The organism is uncultured Marivita sp. (assembly GCF_947488135.1).
Classification (GTDB): Bacteria; Pseudomonadota; Alphaproteobacteria; order Rhodobacterales; family Rhodobacteraceae; genus Marivita.
Map to the genome: position 1 here is coordinate 609,989 of NZ_CANKYW010000001.1, position 17,394 is coordinate 627,382.

At 61.5% G+C, this 17,394-nt stretch carries 23 protein-coding genes; 13 read left to right on the top strand and 10 right to left on the bottom strand.

Annotation, left to right across the window (positions count from 1 at the left end; all coding sequences use genetic code 11):
* Positions 1–55: 55 nt before the first annotated feature.
* From parA to Q1B16_RS03050, 8 genes are all read left to right on the top strand, one after another.
* Positions 56–697 (top strand): ParA family partition ATPase, encoded by a 642-nt coding sequence (parA, locus tag Q1B16_RS03015; protein ID WP_299784734.1) that lies wholly within the window; start codon positions 56–58, stop codon positions 695–697.
* 31 nt (positions 698–728) lie between these two features.
* Positions 729–1,574: a DUF6206 family protein gene (locus Q1B16_RS03020; RefSeq protein WP_299784735.1), complete on the top strand. Its 846-nt coding sequence runs from the start codon at positions 729–731 to the stop codon at positions 1,572–1,574.
* Positions 1,575–1,663: 89 nt separating this feature from the next.
* On the top strand, positions 1,664–2,071 hold the full coding sequence (locus Q1B16_RS03025; protein WP_299784736.1) for a universal stress protein: 408 nt from the start codon (positions 1,664–1,666) through the stop codon (positions 2,069–2,071).
* Between the two features lie 48 nt (positions 2,072–2,119).
* A complete protein-coding gene (locus Q1B16_RS03030) occupies positions 2,120–2,671 on the top strand; it encodes a hemerythrin domain-containing protein (RefSeq protein ID WP_299784737.1) in 552 nt (183 codons plus the stop codon).
* 63 nt (positions 2,672–2,734) lie between these two features.
* Positions 2,735–3,727 (top strand): methylmalonyl Co-A mutase-associated GTPase MeaB, encoded by a 993-nt coding sequence (gene meaB / locus Q1B16_RS03035; protein ID WP_299784738.1) that lies wholly within the window; start codon positions 2,735–2,737, stop codon positions 3,725–3,727.
* A gap of 508 nt (positions 3,728–4,235) precedes the next feature.
* Positions 4,236–4,526, top strand: coding sequence for a 50S ribosomal protein L28 (rpmB, locus tag Q1B16_RS03040; protein ID WP_299784739.1), 291 nt, complete (start codon positions 4,236–4,238; stop codon positions 4,524–4,526).
* 139 nt (positions 4,527–4,665) lie between these two features.
* A complete protein-coding gene (locus Q1B16_RS03045; protein WP_299784740.1) occupies positions 4,666–4,980 on the top strand; it encodes a hypothetical protein in 315 nt (104 codons plus the stop codon).
* A 41-nt stretch (positions 4,981–5,021) separates the two neighbouring features.
* Positions 5,022–5,504, top strand: a complete 483-nt coding sequence (locus Q1B16_RS03050) for a copper chaperone PCu(A)C (RefSeq protein ID WP_299784741.1) — start codon at positions 5,022–5,024, stop codon at positions 5,502–5,504.
* Between the two features lie 30 nt (positions 5,505–5,534).
* Here the strand turns inward: Q1B16_RS03050 and Q1B16_RS03055 are convergent, their stop codons facing one another.
* Positions 5,535–6,236 (bottom strand): NAD-dependent deacylase, encoded by a 702-nt coding sequence (locus Q1B16_RS03055; protein ID WP_299784742.1) that lies wholly within the window; start codon positions 6,234–6,236, stop codon positions 5,535–5,537.
* Positions 6,237–6,279: 43 nt separating this feature from the next.
* Between Q1B16_RS03055 and Q1B16_RS03060 the strand changes: the two genes are divergently transcribed.
* Positions 6,280–6,732, top strand: a complete 453-nt coding sequence (locus tag Q1B16_RS03060) for a low molecular weight protein-tyrosine-phosphatase (RefSeq protein WP_299784743.1) — start codon at positions 6,280–6,282, stop codon at positions 6,730–6,732.
* Here Q1B16_RS03060 and Q1B16_RS03065 read toward each other — a convergent pair.
* The 7 genes from Q1B16_RS03065 to lepA form a co-directional block, all read right to left on the bottom strand.
* Positions 6,723–6,905 (bottom strand): CTP synthetase, encoded by a 183-nt coding sequence (locus tag Q1B16_RS03065; RefSeq protein ID WP_299784744.1) that lies wholly within the window; start codon positions 6,903–6,905, stop codon positions 6,723–6,725. The two genes, Q1B16_RS03060 and Q1B16_RS03065, sit on opposite strands and share 10 nt — an antisense overlap.
* Before the next feature lie 67 nt (positions 6,906–6,972).
* A complete protein-coding gene (locus tag Q1B16_RS03070; protein ID WP_299784745.1) occupies positions 6,973–7,212 on the bottom strand; it encodes a hypothetical protein in 240 nt (79 codons plus the stop codon).
* 79 nt (positions 7,213–7,291) lie between these two features.
* Positions 7,292–7,603: a TraR/DksA family transcriptional regulator gene (locus Q1B16_RS03075; RefSeq protein ID WP_299784746.1), complete on the bottom strand. Its 312-nt coding sequence runs from the start codon at positions 7,601–7,603 to the stop codon at positions 7,292–7,294.
* A gap of 77 nt (positions 7,604–7,680) precedes the next feature.
* Positions 7,681–8,358: a hypothetical protein gene (locus Q1B16_RS03080; protein WP_299784747.1), complete on the bottom strand. Its 678-nt coding sequence runs from the start codon at positions 8,356–8,358 to the stop codon at positions 7,681–7,683.
* A 370-nt stretch (positions 8,359–8,728) separates the two neighbouring features.
* Positions 8,729–8,965 (bottom strand): DUF2442 domain-containing protein, encoded by a 237-nt coding sequence (locus Q1B16_RS03085; RefSeq protein ID WP_299784748.1) that lies wholly within the window; start codon positions 8,963–8,965, stop codon positions 8,729–8,731.
* On the bottom strand, positions 8,946–9,188 hold the full coding sequence (locus Q1B16_RS03090) for a DUF4160 domain-containing protein (protein ID WP_299784749.1): 243 nt from the start codon (positions 9,186–9,188) through the stop codon (positions 8,946–8,948). The genes Q1B16_RS03085 and Q1B16_RS03090 overlap by 20 nt, the downstream gene beginning before the upstream one ends.
* A 110-nt stretch (positions 9,189–9,298) precedes the next feature.
* A complete protein-coding gene (gene lepA, locus Q1B16_RS03095; RefSeq protein WP_299784750.1) occupies positions 9,299–11,101 on the bottom strand; it encodes a translation elongation factor 4 in 1,803 nt (600 codons plus the stop codon).
* A 173-nt stretch (positions 11,102–11,274) separates the two neighbouring features.
* Here lepA and Q1B16_RS03100 point away from each other — a divergent pair, with 173 nt between their 5' ends.
* Positions 11,275–11,622 (top strand): hypothetical protein, encoded by a 348-nt coding sequence (locus Q1B16_RS03100; RefSeq protein ID WP_299784751.1) that lies wholly within the window; start codon positions 11,275–11,277, stop codon positions 11,620–11,622.
* Here Q1B16_RS03100 and Q1B16_RS03105 read toward each other — a convergent pair.
* Positions 11,616–12,380, bottom strand: a complete 765-nt coding sequence (locus Q1B16_RS03105) for an alpha/beta fold hydrolase (RefSeq protein WP_299785974.1) — start codon at positions 12,378–12,380, stop codon at positions 11,616–11,618. The genes Q1B16_RS03100 and Q1B16_RS03105 overlap by 7 nt on opposite strands.
* A 63-nt stretch (positions 12,381–12,443) precedes the next feature.
* Between Q1B16_RS03105 and Q1B16_RS03110 the strand changes: the two genes are divergently transcribed.
* The 3 genes from Q1B16_RS03110 to Q1B16_RS03120 are packed head-to-tail and all read left to right on the top strand — an operon-like array spanning position 12,444 to position 15,032.
* Positions 12,444–12,818, top strand: a complete 375-nt coding sequence (locus Q1B16_RS03110) for a hypothetical protein (protein WP_299784752.1) — start codon at positions 12,444–12,446, stop codon at positions 12,816–12,818.
* A gap of 40 nt (positions 12,819–12,858) precedes the next feature.
* Entirely contained in the window at positions 12,859–13,524 is a 666-nt protein-coding gene (locus Q1B16_RS03115; protein ID WP_299784753.1) for an SDR family NAD(P)-dependent oxidoreductase, read from the top strand.
* On the top strand, positions 13,521–15,032 hold the full coding sequence (locus Q1B16_RS03120; RefSeq protein WP_299784754.1) for a cryptochrome/photolyase family protein: 1,512 nt from the start codon (positions 13,521–13,523) through the stop codon (positions 15,030–15,032). Before Q1B16_RS03115 ends, Q1B16_RS03120 begins: the two co-directional genes overlap by 4 nt.
* Before the next feature lie 80 nt (positions 15,033–15,112).
* Here Q1B16_RS03120 and Q1B16_RS03125 read toward each other — a convergent pair whose 3' ends face one another.
* Positions 15,113–17,392, bottom strand: a complete 2,280-nt coding sequence (locus Q1B16_RS03125; protein WP_299784755.1) for an NADP-dependent malic enzyme — start codon at positions 17,390–17,392, stop codon at positions 15,113–15,115.
* Positions 17,393–17,394: the final 2 nt, after the last annotated feature.

Consider the following 17,394-nt stretch of genomic DNA (forward strand, 5'->3'; position numbering starts at 1 on the left):
TGCTGCACTTGCAGCATAAGCCCCGTACGCTTGCGCCGAATCGGGGGATACGCACATGAGCGGACTTGTCATCACAATAGCACAGCAAAAGGGCGGTTCCGGCAAGACCACCGTTTCAGCGAACCTTGCCATCGGTTTTCTTCGCAAGGGCAAGAGCGTGGCGCTTGTCGATATCGACCCGCAGGGCAGTCTTGGCCGGTGGTTCATGACCCGGATCGAGACTGAGGCTGGTCCGGTAGATCAGCTGGAATTCGCCACGTCTTCGGCATGGGGGATCACCTACGAAGTGCGGAAGCTTTCGGAGAACCACGATATCGTCATCATCGACACGCCGCCCAAGGCCGACAGCGACCTGCGCCCGGCGCTGCGGGTGGCCGATCTTGTAATCGTGCCCGTGAGCGTGAGTCACGTTGACCTGTGGGCTACGGAAGGGGTGCTCGATCTCGCGCGGCGCGAGGACAAAGAGGCGCTGATCGTGCTCAACCGCGCGCGCAAGAACACGCGTCTCGGGGCCGAGGTTGCACTTGCTGCGGAAAAGCTCAACGCCCGCATCGCCGAGGCCACATTGGCCAACCGCGTGATCTACGCCGAGGCGCTGGGGCAGGGACGTGGCGCCGCCGAGGGGCGCAAGACACCGGCACAGGCCGAAGTCGACGCGCTGACCTCAGAGGTGGCAGAGGTGCTCGCAAACAGGTAAAGGCAGGGCAATCCACGAAGGAGCCCGCCTTATGACCGATCTCGATGCCCTGAAAGACGTGATCCGCGCCGATACGGCGTCACGCGGCCAGACCGTGTCGAAACTGGGCTATTTCTGCGCGCCGTTTCGGCCAGCATCCGGGCCACTTTCGGACAAGGTCATCAAGGTCTATCGCGGTCTCAAGGATGCAGCGGCGTTGGATCGGCTGGCGCACTGCCATGACGATTATGTGGCCGCCCTGAACACCGCAGGCGTGGCATTGCCGCTCACCGAATTCCATTTGCTCGATCTCGACGGCAACCGCATCCCCGTGATCGTACAGGAGGCGCTGCCGTCTGACAGCATGATGCGCCCGCAGATGCAGAGCGCGACCGTCGATGAAACGCTTGTGATGATGGAGGCGGCGGGCGATGTGATCGCGACGTTCTGGAACAACGCCGATCAATTCGACACCCGCATCGGCTTTCACCCCTCGATCCGCAACTTCGCCTATCTCGACGGTAAGGCGCTGTTCTTCGACACCTTCCCGCCGCTGATCCACTACAGTCGAGAGGAAATGGGGCGCATGCTGCTGTTGTTTTCGGACAAGGCGTTGATGCGCTGGGTCGGGCCATTGGTGCAAACCAAGGTCACCGGGATTCAGGACGAATGGTATTCGGCACCCGAAACGCTGGTCGGTCTTGTGGGCTCGGCCTGCCGCCTGCGCCCGAACGATGCCGAGGCCTATCTGGAGTGGGGTCGCGACTTCATCCAACGCCGCATGTCGCGCTGGGCGGATGAAGCGCTGCCACATCTTCAGGAACCGCCGCGATTGCCGGGATACTGGACCGGGTTCCGCAAACTGCTTGGGTTGCAGGGGGAACCGAACGTCTCGTAATCCGCGACGCGCGACCTGATGCGGATCAATGTTGGTTCATGTTCAGGATGTTAACCTGTCCCCGTCTCTGACAGGGAAAGGGAGCAATCATGTATTTGAATATCCTGGTGCCCATCGCGCTTGATAACGATGATGGGCGGTCCGCGCAGGCTATAGCCGTGGCAAAAGAACTGGCCACCGACACCGCACGGATCACGTTGCTACATGTGGTCGAATCCGTGCCGAGCTATGCAATCAGCTATATCCCGGACGATATTCTGGCCGCGACGCGCAAGGGCATTGCATCCGAACTCGCGCGCCTGGCGGCCGATATCGGCGCCAAGGCCGAAATCATCGACGGCCATTCCGGACGGTCGATCCTCGACTATGCCGAAGAACACGGAAACGATCTGATCGTGATCGCGTCGCATCGGCCGGGAATGCAGACGTTGCTGCTTGGCTCGACCGCCACGCATGTCGTCCGCCACGCAAAATGTTCAGTCCACGTGTTGCGCTGATTGACAATCGGGTCGCGCACTGCACCTCCTGCCCGAAAGGAGGTGTGCATGGACGAAGCCCTGAGGCTAGATACACGCGACGGACTGCCCGACGCACTGCGCGTTCTGCTGCAAAGCTATCCGCGCGAGACATGGCCCGCGCATGACAACTTCGCGGGCCTTGTTGCGTTCTGGCTGGACCGGCACCTGATGTTCCGCAAGCTGATGACGGCGCTGATCGACGATGCGGAGCAGGCCGTTGACCGCAGGATCGATGCACAGTCCCATGCCGCCAAGCTGTCGCGCTACGGGTCGATGCTGTTGCAGAACCTGCACGGCCATCATCAGATCGAAGATCATCACTATTTCCCGATACTGAGCGCGCGGGAGCCTATTCTGAACAAAGGCTTCGAACTGCTCGATTCCGATCACCACGCCATGGACGGTTTGCTCAACCGCTTCGCCGACGGGGCTAATGGCGTGATTGAGGGGCGGATCGAGCCCGGTGCCTTCCGCACTGATTTGCTCAGCTTCCAGTCCATGCTTGACCGCCACCTCGTTGATGAAGAAGAGCTCATCGTGCCGGTGATCCTGAAACACGGACCCGGGGGCCTTGGCTGACGGGTTTACTTGGTCGCCCGGCCCATGCCACATGTGCCGGCAGACCAAGACGGAGCCCCGCGCATGGACATCGACGATCTGGCCGACCGTATTCTTGCGGGGGAACGCCGCGCTCTGGCCCGGGCGATCACATTGGTTGAAAGCCGGCGTGAGGATCACCGCGCGCAGACCATCGCCTTGTTCGACCGACTCAAGGGGCATGACCGCGAGGCGCTGCGTATCGGCCTTTCGGGCACGCCCGGTGTGGGCAAATCCACCTTCATCGAGGCGTTCGGCTTGATGCTCACCGCGCAGGGTCTCAACGTCGCGGTGCTGGCCGTCGATCCGAGTTCCGCGCGCTCCGGTGGGTCGATCCTTGGTGACAAGACGCGGATGGAGCGCCTGTCGCGCGATCCCAACGCCTTCATCCGTCCGTCGCCGTCGCAATCGCATCTCGGCGGCGTCGCCCGCCGCACCCGCGAGGCGATCGACCTGTGCGAGGCCGCCGGGTTCGACGTTGTCCTGATCGAAACGGTGGGCGTCGGCCAGTCCGAAACCGTGGTGGCGGAGATGTCCGACCTGTTCCTGCTGTTGCTGGCGCCGGCGGGCGGCGACGAATTGCAGGGCGTCAAGCGCGGCATCATGGAGATGGCTGACATCATCCTGATCAACAAGGCGGATGGCGACCTCAAGGCGACGGCCACCCGCACCTGCGCCGATTACGCAGGCGCGCTGCGCCTGTTGCGCAAACGTCCGCAGGATCCGGATGGATTTCCCAAGGCGATGACCGTCTCGGCGCTCGAGGATACGGGGTTGCAAACCGCGTGGGACGAAATGCAAACCCTCACGCAATGGCGGCGCGAGCACGGCCATTTTGCAGCACGCCGCGCCGCGCAGGCGCGATTCTGGTTCGAGGCGGAATTGAAGCAATCGTTGCTGGCGCGGCTTGAGCGGGAACCGATGAAAGGTCTGGTCCGGTCGCTGGGTCAGGCCGTTGAAGACGGCGCCAAGACCCCCAGCCAGGCAGCGGACGAAGTGCTGTCCCAGCTTGAAGGTCGGCAATCCCCGGTTGCGTGATCCGAAGGCACGCCTGCGGCGCACTGGTTTGAGCTTGGATGGCCTTCGGCCATTCAAGCGGTCTGGGGGCTCTGCCCCCGACGCCGCAAGCGGCGCCTCCCCTGAGGTATTTGTGAAACAGAGAAGTGGGGTGGGAGGTCCACCCCCTGCGCGTTGCGACAGGGGGCTTCTCCGTTTGCGGTCATCGGCGCCTCCGCCTGCACCGCCGATACAGAAGACGTGAGTCGGGTTGAGAATGTGTTTCTTCTCTGTTTGAAAAATACCTTGGGGGGAATGCCGCGCTTGCGCGGCAGGGGGCAAAGCCCCCGACCTGTCGGAGCGCCGGAGGCGGTTCGATGCAAAATGCCCGAACTTCGGGCCGACTCCCGGTTTTCCGGCGCCGCCCCACTTGACGCCTTACCCGCATCCCTCTAAGGACAGCCAACAAGATTCCGGGCGCTGCCAGACGGCGCCCTTTCATATTGGTGGGAGCCCGTTCTTCCGCTTCTGATAAAACGAGGATGAACCCATGTCGCGTGTTTGCGAACTGACCGGTAAAGGCCCGATGACTGGCAACAATGTCAGCCATGCCAACAACAAGACACGTCGGCGTTTCCTGCCGAACCTGAACGATGTGACGCTGCAATCCGAGACGCTCGGCCGCGGCATCAAGATGCGCATTTCCGCTCACGCGCTGCGCAGCGTCGATCACCGCGGTGGTCTCGACAAGTTCTTGGCCAAGGCCAAGGACACCGAACTGTCGGCGAACGCGCTGAAGGTCAAGAAAGAGATCGCCAAGGCGCAATCCGCGCAGGCGTAAACCTCTTTTTCCAAACGGTTTTTGCAGCCTCGTTCGGGTCTCCGGGCGGGGCTGTTTCCATTTGTCACGTTGTCCCTGCGTGGCGAGATCGTACACCCGCCGCATGCGTGTTTCGCTTCGATATCTTGCCATAAGCCTGATGGCGCTCGTGATCGGTTTCACGAGCGTTCAGCTGGCTGCGGCCCGGGGCCAGCCCCCCGCCGTCGGCATGATGGAGATTTGCACCGGCACCGGGCCCATTCACATTCTCGTCGACGAAAATGGTGAGCCAACGGGCAACATCATGATCTGCCCGGATTACGCTTTGGCGTTCTTCGCGGACCCTCGGCCGCAGTCGACGACAGCCGAACGATCTGAAATCTGGCAGAGGATCTGGCGCGACCGGACATCGACAGTCACGGGCGGCCAGATCATCCCCGAGTCGCATGCCCGAGGCCCGCCGCGTTCTGTCTGAACCTCGATCAACTCACCCACTTCAGACAGAAAGATACAGATATGTTGAAGACATCACTCTTCGCCGGGGCTTTCGCCCTGCTTGTTGCAGCACCCGCGTTCGCGGAAATCGAAATCCATGATTCCTACGCGCGGTCCGCATCTCCGACCGCGCAAACCGGGGCCGCGTTCATGATGATCCGGAACACCGGGACCGAGGCGGATCGGTTGATCGGCGCGAGCAGCGATGTGGCGGCCCGCACCGAATTGCACACCCATCTCGAGGGGGAAAACGGCGTGATGCGGATGGTCCATGTCGAGGAAGGGTTCGAACTTCCTGCCGAGGGCGAGATCGCGATGGTGCGCGGCGGCAAACACGTCATGCTCATGGGGCTGAACGACTCGTTGGAGCAGGGCGAGACCGTGACGATCACCCTGACATTTGAAAAGGCGGGGGACATCGTTGTGGACGTCCCGGTCGATCTGGAGCGTCAGGACCACGGGGGCATGATGGACCACGGCAACATGAACCAATCCGGCAACTGATCGGATGGGCCAGGGCGGGCCACTCCCGCCCTAGCCACCCGCAAGAACGCGGTCGACCCAGCGCGGCACCGTTTCGCTGGCCGGCCCGGTGATGTGGTATTCGAATGCGTAGGACATATCGCTGTCGCGCAAGTTCAATTCGACGGTCCGCGCCCCGGCGATCCGGGCCTCTTCGACGAAACCGGCGGCGGGATAAACCTGACCGGACGTCCCGACCGCCGCAAAAAGATCGCAGGCCTGAAGCGCATCGAGAATGCGCTCCACGTGATAGGGCATCTCACCGAACCAGACGATATCCGGACGCGCCTTGGGTGCGCCGCAGGAGGGGCAGATCTCGCCAACTGACATGTCCAGAGGCGCAGGCCAGCGATACGCGCAAGCGGCGCAGAGCGCGCTGTCCAGCTGGCCGTGCATATGGATCACGTCGGCCCCGGCCTTTTCATGCAGCCCATCGACGTTTTGCGTGACCAGCATCAGCTCTCCCGACCAATCCGCCTGCAATCTGGCCAGCGCCGCATGTGCCGCGTTCGGCGCAGCGTCGGCAGCCTGACGGCGCCGTGCGTTGTAGAACTCATGCACCAGAGCCGGGTTGCGCCCGAAGGCGTCAGGGGTCGCCACGTCCTCGATCCGGTGCTGCGCCCAAAGGCCGCCTTCGTCCCGAAAAGTCCCCAGACCGCTTTCCGCCGATATACCGGCACCCGTCAGGATGACGATCCGTTCGATTCCTTGCATCTGTGACCTTTTCCCAATCCCGCGCCTGCGGTACTCAAACCGAATGACACACCGTATCCTCTTTGTCTGTCTGGGCAATATCTGCCGGTCGCCGACGGCCGAGGCTGTGACGCGTGCCAAGGCCGCTGCGCGCGGGCTGTCCCTGGATCTCGATAGTGCCGGAACCGGCGATTGGCATATCGGCAAGCCGCCTTATCCACCGATGCAGACGGCGGCAAGAGCGAAAGGCTACGATCTGTCGTCGCTCCGCGCGCGGCAGGTCATGCCTGCGGATTTCGACAGGTTCGACCGGATCATCGTGATGGATGACGACAACGCTTCTGATCTGGCTGCGTTCGGACCGTCAGAGCATGTGTCGCGGTTTACGGATTATCTGTGTGGACCCGGTGCCGCCTATGTCCCGGACCCGTACTTCACCCGCGATTTCGACGGGGCGCTCGCGCTGATCGAAGACTGCGCCGAGGGGTTGCTGGACGCCCTCGACGGTCAGCTTTGATAGACCGCGCGGGTCACGAAATACGTGACGGGTAGCGCGACCAATGCGCCGATCACCGCCGCGGCCACGATCGGGACAAGCGTGTCGAACCCTGCGGTCAGAACCGCGATGATCGCGGTGCCGGCAAGGGTGGTGCCGATCAGGGAATACAGGATACTGGCAAGTCGGAACATCGGAGCCTCCACTCAAAAGATTTGAGAGAGATATTCCGCGTTTCGGACGCGTTTGCCTTGATCCCGATCAAACCGGGCGGGGGGCGTCCGATCTCTGTGGCCCCAGCGCCGCATATGTTTCGGCCAGGGCAAGAAACGCGCTGCGCCTGTGACACCAGGGCGGCGGCCCGTCGATATGGGTCGATTGCCATTCGACACGTGTCTTGGGACAGCGGCAGGCGCCACAGGCGGTGAAGGTCGCCTTGAGTTCGGTGAACACGAGCGGGGCGTTGTGCTCCGTGAGATGCAGCCTACTTTGACGTTTCATTCATGACGTGAAACGCCCCCCAAAGCCCTCACACCGCTCCCTGTCAGACGAGGTGTCTCCCAAGAGATAAGACCGGCTTTCAGGCGCAATTCCGGCAGAGCGCGGCGGTCGGAACCGCTTTCAGCCGCTCTTCCGAGATCGCATCACCGCATTTGGCGCAGATGCCATAGGACCCGTCGTCGATCCGACCGAGCGCCGCGTCGATCCGGCGGAGCTCTTCCAGATCCGCAATACCCCGTGCCTCCAGAACCTCGTCCCCCTGACGTTCGGACGCGCGATCCTCCCAGTCCTTGGGCATCGGATCGTCGAGCTTGTCCTCGATCTCGGACAACTCCCCCGTCAGTTCGGCCCGGCGTTTGAGAAGCATCTCTTTGATTGCGTTGAGGTCCATCTTGGGTCTCCCTTCATGTTGCGTGTGATTTTGGGCAAGAAGGCACCCGACCGCTTTGATGTCGCTCAAATGACGCTTTATTCCGTGTCGGGGTCTGCCACGTCGACCACCTGCAACCCGATATCGCCGATCACGGTGTTACGGCCCAGATCCCGGTGCATCAGGACGCCGTCAGCGATATAGAGGTTGCCCACGTCAAAGATGAACGGACCGACTCCGGCCGACGCGATGCGCACCTTGTCTGTGCCCGCGATGGCCGGTCGACCCTTGAGGGTGGTGTATTCCGACCCGTCGGGTATCAGCGCGAAGCGCGTGGGATCAGAGTTGGCGGCAAGGTTGCTGACGATATAGATAATTTCGTCGTAATCGGTGATCCGGTCCGCCCGGAAATAGCAGGCGCCTTCGTAGCCGCCCAAGGCCACCGCCGTCAGCCCGGCGACCGCGATGGTGACCGGTGCCGTGACGATGGCCGTTGCCGTGCTCATCGCCCCTCCGGCCCCCGCCGCGACGCTGCTGCCCGCCGCTGTGGCGCTGCTCACCGCACTGCCGATCATGCTGACCCCGGTGACAGGGTTGTTGAGCGTATAGACCCCGGCTGCGCGCACGCCTTCGGTGGCGACAGTGGCAACGGTTCCAGCGGTGGATTTGGCAGCCTGTCCGGCCTTGCCCGCCAGAATGCTGGGGCGGAAATCGCAGACATCGGCCTGTGCGTGGGACGCTGCCAGCATAAGGGCGGCGATGAGAATCGGGCGCATTTGTTGGTCCTGCTCGGGGTTTTTACACATTCTACCGCAGATAGGCCCTTCGCGCAGGGGGGTGTTCATCACGAAACGGGGATCGGCGGAGGCTTGCGTAGTCTAATTGCCTGCTCGCGCCGATGCAGTCGTTTGGAACCGGGCAGGGGATGGCCGTGGCCCGCCGCACCTTGTTCCGAGGTCGCCATTGTATGTCGGACAGATCCCGACGACCTAGATCCCCGCGCTGGCGTCACCAAAGCGGCTGGCCGGGGGGCGGTCCTCCGCTGCCCGAGGGCGCTCCGCGCTGTTCTTGGGCAGAACGTAGGGTGCGTGTTCACACGCACCGATGTGACGGTTGACGAGGGCATGGTGCGTGAGATCACGCACCCTACGCCGCGTCTCCAGTTGCTGCGCGGCCTTCCAGCAAGGCCGAAACTGAAACATCCTCGTCCAGCGCCTCCCAATGCAGGCCAAAGGCACTGATCTGAACCGCGCCCAATTGTTCGAGCGTTGCGTTGTCCAGTCTTGGAAACCACGCCAAAGGCACACCCAGAGTTCGGCCGTCGGATAGGGAGACCCACATCCTGCTTTCGTCAAATGTTACGTCAGTTGCCGAAATGGTCATACCACGTATCCTCGATCAGATGACGATGCTCGGAAATCATCGCAGCCAGGGCGCGTAAAGTACGGGGATCAAACCCGTCGCTTCGCTCGATGCTGACCGGGTGAAGCCAGAACTTCGCTTCGCCACCGCCTTTCATCACATGGATATGGACCGGTTCACGCGGATCGCCTTCGTTGGAATAGAAGAAGAACCGGAAACCGGAATGACGAAAGACCGTTGGCAAGGGGACGATACCATGAGTTCATTGCGAACTCACGCTAAAGGTAAATGTCCTAAGATTAGGTGAAGTCGAAAAAATGAAAGGCGTTCGATATCACTTAAGCTACCGCGGTCTCACCCATCCATCTTCAACGCCGAGATAAACGCTTCCTGCGGGATATCGACCTTGCCGAACTGGCGCATCTTCTTCTTGCCGGCCTTCTGCTTTTCCAGAAGCTTCTTCTTCCGGGTGGCGTCGCCGCCATAGCATTTGGCGGTCACGTCCTTACGCAACGCAGCTAAGGTCTCGCGCGCGATGACCTTGCCGCCGATGGCCGCTTGGATCGGGATCTTGAACATGTGGCGCGGGATCAGGTCCTTGAGTTTTTCGCACATCGCCCGGCCACGCGTCTCCGCGCGGTCGCGGTGGACCATTGTTGACAAAGCATCCACGGGTTCGTCGTTCACCAGGATCTGCATCTTGACGAGGTTGTCCTCGCGGTAGCCGATCATCTGGTAGTCGAAGCTGGCATAGCCCTTGGTGACGGATTTCAGACGGTCGTAGAAATCGAACACCACCTCGTTCAGCGGCAGGTCATAGACCACCATCGCCCGGTTGCCGACATAGGTCAGATCGAGCTGAAGCCCGCGCCGGTCCTGGCAGAGCTTGAGCACGTCGCCCAGGTATTCGTCCGGCACGAGGATCGACGCCTTGATGCGGGGCTCTTCGATATGGTCGATGGTGGACGGGTCGGGCATGTCGGCGGGGTTGTGCAATTCCAGCATCTCCCCGTCCTTGGTGTAGACGTGGTAGATCACCGACGGCGCCGTGGTGATCAGGTCGATGTCGTATTCGCGCTCCAAACGGTCGCGCACCACTTCGAGGTGCAACAGTCCAAGGAAGCCGCAGCGAAACCCGAAGCCAAGCGCGGCCGAGGTTTCCATCTCGGAAGTGAAGGACGCGTCATTCAGCGACAGCTTCTCAATCGCGCCGCGCATGTCTTCGAAATCGTTGGCATCCACCGGGAACAACCCGCAGAACACCACCGGGATCGACGGTTTGAAGCCGGGCAGGGCAACTTCGCAGCCCTTTTTCTCGGTCGTGATCGTGTCGCCGACACGGGTATCACTGACCTGCTTGATCTGCGCGGTGATATAGCCGATCTCGCCGGGGCCAAGCTCTTTGACCTCCTGCATCGCGGGGCGGTACACGCCGATCCGGTCGATGTCGTAGGTTCCGCCGGTCTTCATCATCTTGATGCGTTGGCCCTTTTTCAGAACCCCGTCGATGACGCGGACGATGACGACGACGCCCAGATACGGGTCGTATTTGCTGTCCACCAGCATCGCCTTGAGTGGCTTCGTCGGGTCGCCCTCGTGCGGCGGCGGCAGGCGCTTGACGATGGCTTCCAGCACCGCCGGAATACCGACGCCTGTCTTGGCCGAAATCTCCAGCGCATCGGACGCGTCAATGCCGATCACATCCTCGATCTGCTCTTTCACGCGCTCGGGTTCCGAGGCGGGCAGGTCGATCTTGTTGAGCACCGGCACGATCTCGTGATCCGCGTCGATGGCGGTATAGACGTTCGCCAGCGTCTGCGCCTCGACGCCTTGGGTGGCGTCGACGACCAGCAGCGACCCTTCAACGGCGCGCATGGAGCGGCTGACTTCGTAGGCGAAGTCCACGTGCCCGGGCGTGTCGATCAGGTTGAGGATATAAACCTCGCCATCCTCGGCCTTGTATTCGATCCGAACCGTGTTGGCCTTGATCGTGATGCCGCGCTCGCGCTCGATATCCATCGAGTCGAGCAGCTGCTCCTTCATCTCCCGTTCCGTCACGGTGTTCGTGGATTGGATCAGCCGGTCGGCCAGGGTGGATTTCCCGTGGTCGATATGGGCAACGATGGAGAAATTGCGGATGTGCGAAAGCTCTGTCATGGGCCGGATATGATGCGGTTTTGGGGTCTGGTCAAGGTGGCGCGAAAGGCGGGCGCGGATTGACAAAAGGTGATTTGAAAACAGCTTTGGTTTCGGGCATCCTGAGGTCAGGCGAAGAACTGCAAAGCCGGGCAGAAGACCCGGCGCGGTATGAGCGGAAGCGAGCAGGCAACATGAGATTTTTGGCGGCACTCCTGATGACGGCACTGGTTGCCGGATGTGGTGGAAACCGGATCGACCGGAGCGACGGTGTCGTCGTGACCCGATTATCGACCGGACCGATCAGCCGGGCGTGCCTGTCGTCGGATCGCCAGGCGCGCAATTCGCAGTTGTGTGGCTGCATCCAGACCGTTGCGAACCAATCGCTGTCTGGTGCGGATCAACGCAAGGCGTCGCGGTTTTTTAAGGACCCGCAGCGCGCCCATGACGTCTGGATGTCGCAAACCCCTTCGGACGATGCGTTCTGGGAACGGTACAAGGTGTTCGCGGCGCGGTCAGAACAATTCTGCCGCGGTTACTGATCCCGGTCCAGAAACGCCCGCACCGACGCTTCGAACTCACGCGGCGTTTCGGCGTGGAGCCAATGACCCGCCTCGGGGATTTTCGCGAAGCGCGCCTTGGGGAACAGGCTCTTGATGGTGGGCCGGTGATCGGCGCTGACATAGTCGGACAACGCACCGGACAGGAAAAGCGTCGGCTTGTCGAATGTTCCGCCGATCTCGGGAAAGCCGAGGATCTTGTCCATCTCAGCGGCAAGAGCGTCGAGATTCAGCTTCCACCGCTTTCCCTTCACATCCAGCGACTGCGTGAAGAACGCCTGCAAGGTCGGGTCTTCCACAATCCGCGCGAGTTGCGCTGCGGCGTCAGACCGTTTTTCGACCTGCGACAGATCAACCGCGCGCATCGCTTCGATGAACTGGATCTGCGAATGTGTGTACGTCACGGGCGCGATATCCGCCACGATCAGGCGGTTCACCAACTCCGGTCGGGTCAGCGCGAGAACCATCGCTGCCTTACCGCCCATCGAATGTCCGACCACATCCATCGGTCCGGCTTGCGCATCGATCACCTTCGCCAGATCTTCGGCCATATCGGGATAGCTGTGACTGTCCGACCAGAAGCTGTCGCCGTGATTGCGCAGGTCCACCGCCGTGACAGGGCCGCGATCCGAGAGCCGTTTGGCGATCACGCCCCAGTTGCGGCCAGAGCCGTAAAGACCGTGTACGATCAACAGGGGCATGGCGGGTCCGGTGGAGTCTGTAAACAGCGTGTTCAGCATTTGCCATGCATACTGCGCCTCATCGTTCTTGAGCAAGGGGGCGCGCGCGCTTAAGTGCAGGTCATGGAACATGTCGAGATGATCAAGAAAAACGCCGATACCCTGCGGTCACTCATGGCCGCGCGTCTGGGGCTGAAGCACGGATCGCTCTCCCGGCGTGTGGCCAAGGCGGGCCGTCGCTTGCCGCCTGGCGTCCGCAACGACATCGCCATCGTGGCCGAGGCGGAGAAAATGGCACGCAATCCCAAGCTGGCGATGCGTCTGGATCGCAACACCACCAAAAGCGCCTATGATCGCGCGTCGGTGCATCTCAAAGCGATCGACGTTGTGGAACGCCGCAAGGGCATTGCCCTGTCGATCCTCGGCAGCATGGCCTTCAACATCTTGGCGGTGGTGTTCCTGCTCATCGTGGTCCTGCGCTGGCGCGGCCTCGTCTGAAGCCGTTGACGCCCTGACGGCTCACCCTAGGTGCGGGGTCATGGAAAACGCACTCATCATCGGATCAAGCGGAGGGATTGGAACCGCTCTGACACAGGCGCTGACCGCGCGCGGCGTGGCCGTCACCGGGCTATCAAGGAGCGGCGATGGTCTCGATGTGACGGATGAGGCCAGTGTCGAAAACGCCCTTGGTGCGCTCAATGGGACGTTTGATCTGGTGTTCGTCGCGACCGGCGCGTTGGAGATCGACGGCGCCGAACCGGAAAAGACCCTGCGCCACGTGACCGCCGACGCGATGATCGACCAGTTCAAACTCAATACGGTGGGGCCGTCGCTCGTGCTCAAGCACGCGATGCGTCTGTTGCCGCGCAAGGGCCGCGCGGTTTTCGCCGCCCTATCGGCGCGCGTGGGCTCGATCGGGGATAATCGTTTGGGCGGCTGGTACAGTTACCGCACGTCCAAAGCCGCGCTGAACCAAATGATCCACGGCGGTGCGATCGAACTGGCCCGGACGCACAAGGATCTCATCTGCGTCTGCCTGCATCCAGGCACGGTGGAGACCCCGTTCACCGAGAAATACGTGGGACATAACCCGTCGGTCCCGGCGAGCGAAGCCGCAGAAAATCTGCTGTCGGTGCTGGACGGCCTGTCGCCCGACGATTCCGGCAAGTTTTTCGACTGGCAGGGAAAAGAGGTACCGTGGTGACGCGGCTTGTTCTGGTTCTGGGCGATCAGCTGACCGACACGCTGTCAGCGCTGGACGCCGCAGACAAGGCATCTGACGTGGTCGTCATGGCCGAGGTGTCGGAAGAGGCGACCTACGTTCAGCACCATCCCAAGAAGATCGCTTTCATTTTCGCCGCCATGCGCAAATTCGCGCAGCGCTTGCGGGATGATGGCTGGGATGTGCGCTATAGTCAGCTCGACGACAGCGACAACGCGGGCTCCATTCCCGGCGAATTGCTGCGCCGTGCCGAGGACACTGGCGCGTCCGAAGTGATCTCCACGCAGCCCGGGGAATGGCGGCTGATCCAGGCGCTGGAAGACATGCCGCTCAAGCTGACGATGAAACCCGACACGCGGTTCATCAGCACGCAGGACGAGTTCGACACTTGGGCGGAAGGGCGCAAGGCGCTGCGCATGGAATATTTTTACCGCGACATGCGGCGCAAGACCGGCCTTCTTATGAATGGCGATGACCCGGAGGGCGGCAAGTGGAACTACGATTCCGAAAACCGCAAACCGGCCCCCGATGATATCGCTTTCAGCGGCCCGATGCAGTTCACGCCGGACGACACCGTGAACGAGGTGCTCGATCTGGTCGAGGCTCGTTTCGGCAATTCCTTCGGGTCGTTGCGCCCGTTCTGGTTCGGTACCGATCAGGAGCAAGCCCGCCGCGCGCTGACGCATTTCATCACCTACGCCTTGCCGCGCTTCGGGGATTTTCAGGACGCGATGATGAACGACAATCGCTTCCTTTATCACGCGATGATCTCGCCCTACCTGAATGTCGGCCTGCTGGACCCGATGGAGGTCTGCAAGGCCGCCGAAGATGCTTACAAAGAAGGCCATGCCCCGCTCAATGCGGTTGAGGGCTTCATCCGCCAGATCATCGGCTGGCGGGAATACGTGCGGCGCATCTATTTCCGCGAAGGTCCGGACTATCCGCGCCGGAACGCGTTGAACCACCAGCGCAAGCTGCCGGATTTCTACTGGACCGGCGACACCGACATGAACTGCCTGTCCAAGGCGATCACTCAGACCGCCGACGAGGCTTACGCGCACCACATCCAGCGGCTGATGGTGACGGGCAATTTCGCGCTGCTGGCGGGCATCAATCCGCACGAGGTGCATGAGTGGTATCTGCGCGTTTATATCGACGCCTTCGAATGGGTTGAGGCGCCCAACGTGGTCGGGATGAGTCAGTTTGCGGATGACGGGATCATCGCGTCCAAGCCCTACGTTTCGTCCGGGGCCTACATCAACCGGATGTCGGATTACTGCAAATCCTGCCGCTACAAGGTGCAGGACAAAACAGGCGAAGACGCCTGTCCGTTCAACCTGCTCTATTGGCATTTTCTGGATCGCCACGCCGAAAAATTCAGCAGCAACAACCGAATGAACCAAATATACGCAAACTGGAAACGGATGGACGAGGATCGCAAGAAAACAATCCTGTCTGAAGCTGAGGCCTTTCTAGACGGCTTGAGTTGAAGTTTTGGGTCTACCCAAAACCGCGATGGGTCAACTCATCGCGCCGCCATGTCAACTCAACCCGAAACTACGATGCATCGTCACCCGTACTGCGCCACCGGCGTTCCCGCGATGGCAGCCATGTTCAGCAAACCGCGCGGCGTGATCCCCGGCGTCACCACATGCGCGCGGTTGCCCATGCCCATGAGGATCGGCCCCACCTCCAGACCGCCGGCGCGCATCTTGAGGATGTTGCGTACGGCAGACGCCGCATCGGCGTGCCCGAAGATCAACACGTTGGCGACGCCCTGCATCCGATTGCCGGGCAACAGACGTTCCCGCAACTCCGGATCAAGCGCCGCATCCACGTTCATCTCGCCCTCGTAGCAGAAGTCGCGTGGCTCTGAATCAAGCAGCGCAATCGCCTCGCGCAACCGTCGGCCCGATCCTTCCGCCTGGTTTCCGAATTGCGACTGCGAACAGAAGGCGATGTTCGGCGTCAGACCAAAGCGCCGCACATGCCGCGCCGCGCCAATCGCCGATTGCGCCAATTCCGCCGCAGTGGGCAACGACCGAACATGCGTATCCGCGATAAACAGTGGCCCGTCTTCGAGGATCATCATGCTTAGCGCGCCATGCGGCGTGTGCTTTTCCGATCCGAGGACCTGCGTGACGTAGTTCAGATGCCAACGGAATTCGCCAAAGGTGCCGCAGATCAGGCTGTCTGCCTCGTCGCGGTGCACCATGACGGCGCCGATGGCCGTGTTGTTCGTCCGCATGATCGCGCGGGCCAGATCCGGGGTCACACCGCGCCGTGCCATGATCTTGTGATAGGTCTCCCAGTAATCGCGGTAACGGGGGTCGTTTTCCGGGTTTACCAACGTGAAATCCCGCTCTGGCCTGATTTCGAGACCAAGCCGTTCACAGCGCAGGGCGATCACCTCCGGGCGACCGATCAGGATCGGCGTTTCCGTGGTTTCCTCCAGGATCGCCTGTGCCGCGCGCAATACGCGTTCATCCTCGCCCTCTGCGAAGACGATCCTCCGCGCGCCGGTTGCGGCGGCATCGAACACCGGACGCATGAGCAGGGCGGACTTGTAAACGCTGGCGTCCAGCTTCGCCTTGTAAGCCTTGAGATCTTCGACCGGCCGCAGCGCGACGCCCGATTCCATCGCGGCCTTGGCAACGGCGGTCGATACGACGCCGGACAGGCGTGGATCAAAAGGTTTGGGAATAAGGTATTCCGGCCCGAAGGTCAGTTGCTCGCCGCGATATGCAGCCGCCGCCTCGGCGCTCGTCGTGGCGCGGGCCAGCTTGGCAATGCCCTCGACGCAGGCGATCTGCATGTCGTCGTTGATCTCGGTCGCGCCGACATCCAGCGCGCCGCGGAAGATGAACGGAAAGCAGAGCACGTTGTTGACCTGGTTCGGAAAGTCGCTGCGCCCCGTCGCCATGATTGCGTTTGGCGCAACCTCACGCACCTCGTCGGGCAGGATTTCCGGTGTCGGATTGGCAAGCGCGAAGATAATCGGGCTGTCAGCCATCTTCGCCACCATAGCTGGGGTGAGCACCTTCGGCCCGCTCAATCCAAGGAACAAATCCGCTCCGTCGATGACGTCGTCCAGCTTGCGCAATTCGCTTTTCTGCGCAAAGGTTGCTTTCTGCGGGTTCATGTCCTCTTCCCGGCCTTCGTAGACCAGGCCGTGAATATCGCAGAGCCAGATGTTTTCGCGCTTCACGCCAAGTTTCACCAGCATGTTCAGACAGGCAATGCCCGCCGCACCCCCGCCGGTGGACACGATCTTTATGTCCTCGAACGACTTTCCCGCGACATGCAGCGCGTTGGTCGCCGCGGCCCCGACGACAATTGCGGTACCGTGCTGATCGTCGTGGAACACGGGAATGTTCATCCGCTCGCGACACAGTTTTTCGACGATGAAACAGTCGGGTGCCTTGATGTCCTCAAGATTGACCGCACCAAACGTCGGCTCCAGCGCGCAGACGATATCGGCAAGCTTTTCGGGATCGCTTTCGTTCACTTCAATGTCGAAGCAGTCGATATTGGCGAATTTCTTGAACAGGACCGCCTTGCCCTCCATCACCGGCTTGGAGGCCAGCGCGCCGATATTGCCCAAGCCCAAAACGGCGGTGCCATTCGTCACCACGGCCACGAGATTGCCTTTCGCCGTGTAGCGTGCGGCGTTCGTCGGATCGGCCTTTATCTCGAGACAGGCTTCGGCCACGCCGGGGCTGTAGGCGCGCGCCAGGTCGCGTCCGTTCGCCAAAGGCTTGGTCGCGCGGATCTCAAGTTTTCCGGGTTTGGGATGTTCGTGGTAGAAAAGCGCTGCCTGGCGCAGCGTCTCATTGGTGTTGTCCGACATGG

Bases quoted from the DNA above. Each gene is read 5' to 3' on its own strand.
- parA (WP_299784734.1), top strand. From the start codon at position 56: ATGAGCGGACTTGTCATCACAATAGCACAGCAAAAGGGCGGTTCCGGC.
- Q1B16_RS03020 (WP_299784735.1), top strand. From the start codon at position 729: ATGACCGATCTCGATGCCCTGAAAGACGTGATCCGCGCCGATACGGCG.
- Q1B16_RS03025 (WP_299784736.1), top strand. From the start codon at position 1,664: ATGTATTTGAATATCCTGGTGCCCATCGCGCTTGATAACGATGATGGG.
- Q1B16_RS03030 (WP_299784737.1), top strand. From the start codon at position 2,120: ATGGACGAAGCCCTGAGGCTAGATACACGCGACGGACTGCCCGACGCA.
- meaB (WP_299784738.1), top strand. From the start codon at position 2,735: ATGGACATCGACGATCTGGCCGACCGTATTCTTGCGGGGGAACGCCGC.
- rpmB (WP_299784739.1), top strand. From the start codon at position 4,236: ATGTCGCGTGTTTGCGAACTGACCGGTAAAGGCCCGATGACTGGCAAC.
- Q1B16_RS03045 (WP_299784740.1), top strand. From the start codon at position 4,666: ATGGCGCTCGTGATCGGTTTCACGAGCGTTCAGCTGGCTGCGGCCCGG.
- Q1B16_RS03050 (WP_299784741.1), top strand. From the start codon at position 5,022: ATGTTGAAGACATCACTCTTCGCCGGGGCTTTCGCCCTGCTTGTTGCA.
- Q1B16_RS03055 (WP_299784742.1), bottom strand. From the start codon at position 6,236: ATGCAAGGAATCGAACGGATCGTCATCCTGACGGGTGCCGGTATATCG.
- Q1B16_RS03060 (WP_299784743.1), top strand. From the start codon at position 6,280: ATGACACACCGTATCCTCTTTGTCTGTCTGGGCAATATCTGCCGGTCG.
- Q1B16_RS03065 (WP_299784744.1), bottom strand. From the start codon at position 6,905: ATGTTCCGACTTGCCAGTATCCTGTATTCCCTGATCGGCACCACCCTT.
- Q1B16_RS03070 (WP_299784745.1), bottom strand. From the start codon at position 7,212: ATGAAACGTCAAAGTAGGCTGCATCTCACGGAGCACAACGCCCCGCTC.
- Q1B16_RS03075 (WP_299784746.1), bottom strand. From the start codon at position 7,603: ATGGACCTCAACGCAATCAAAGAGATGCTTCTCAAACGCCGGGCCGAA.
- Q1B16_RS03080 (WP_299784747.1), bottom strand. From the start codon at position 8,358: ATGCGCCCGATTCTCATCGCCGCCCTTATGCTGGCAGCGTCCCACGCA.
- Q1B16_RS03085 (WP_299784748.1), bottom strand. From the start codon at position 8,965: ATGACCATTTCGGCAACTGACGTAACATTTGACGAAAGCAGGATGTGG.
- lepA (WP_299784750.1), bottom strand. From the start codon at position 11,101: ATGACAGAGCTTTCGCACATCCGCAATTTCTCCATCGTTGCCCATATC.
- Q1B16_RS03100 (WP_299784751.1), top strand. From the start codon at position 11,275: ATGAGATTTTTGGCGGCACTCCTGATGACGGCACTGGTTGCCGGATGT.
- Q1B16_RS03105 (WP_299785974.1), bottom strand. From the start codon at position 12,380: ATGCTGAACACGCTGTTTACAGACTCCACCGGACCCGCCATGCCCCTG.
- Q1B16_RS03110 (WP_299784752.1), top strand. From the start codon at position 12,444: ATGGAACATGTCGAGATGATCAAGAAAAACGCCGATACCCTGCGGTCA.
- Q1B16_RS03115 (WP_299784753.1), top strand. From the start codon at position 12,859: ATGGAAAACGCACTCATCATCGGATCAAGCGGAGGGATTGGAACCGCT.
- Q1B16_RS03125 (WP_299784755.1), bottom strand. From the start codon at position 17,392: ATGTCGGACAACACCAATGAGACGCTGCGCCAGGCAGCGCTTTTCTAC.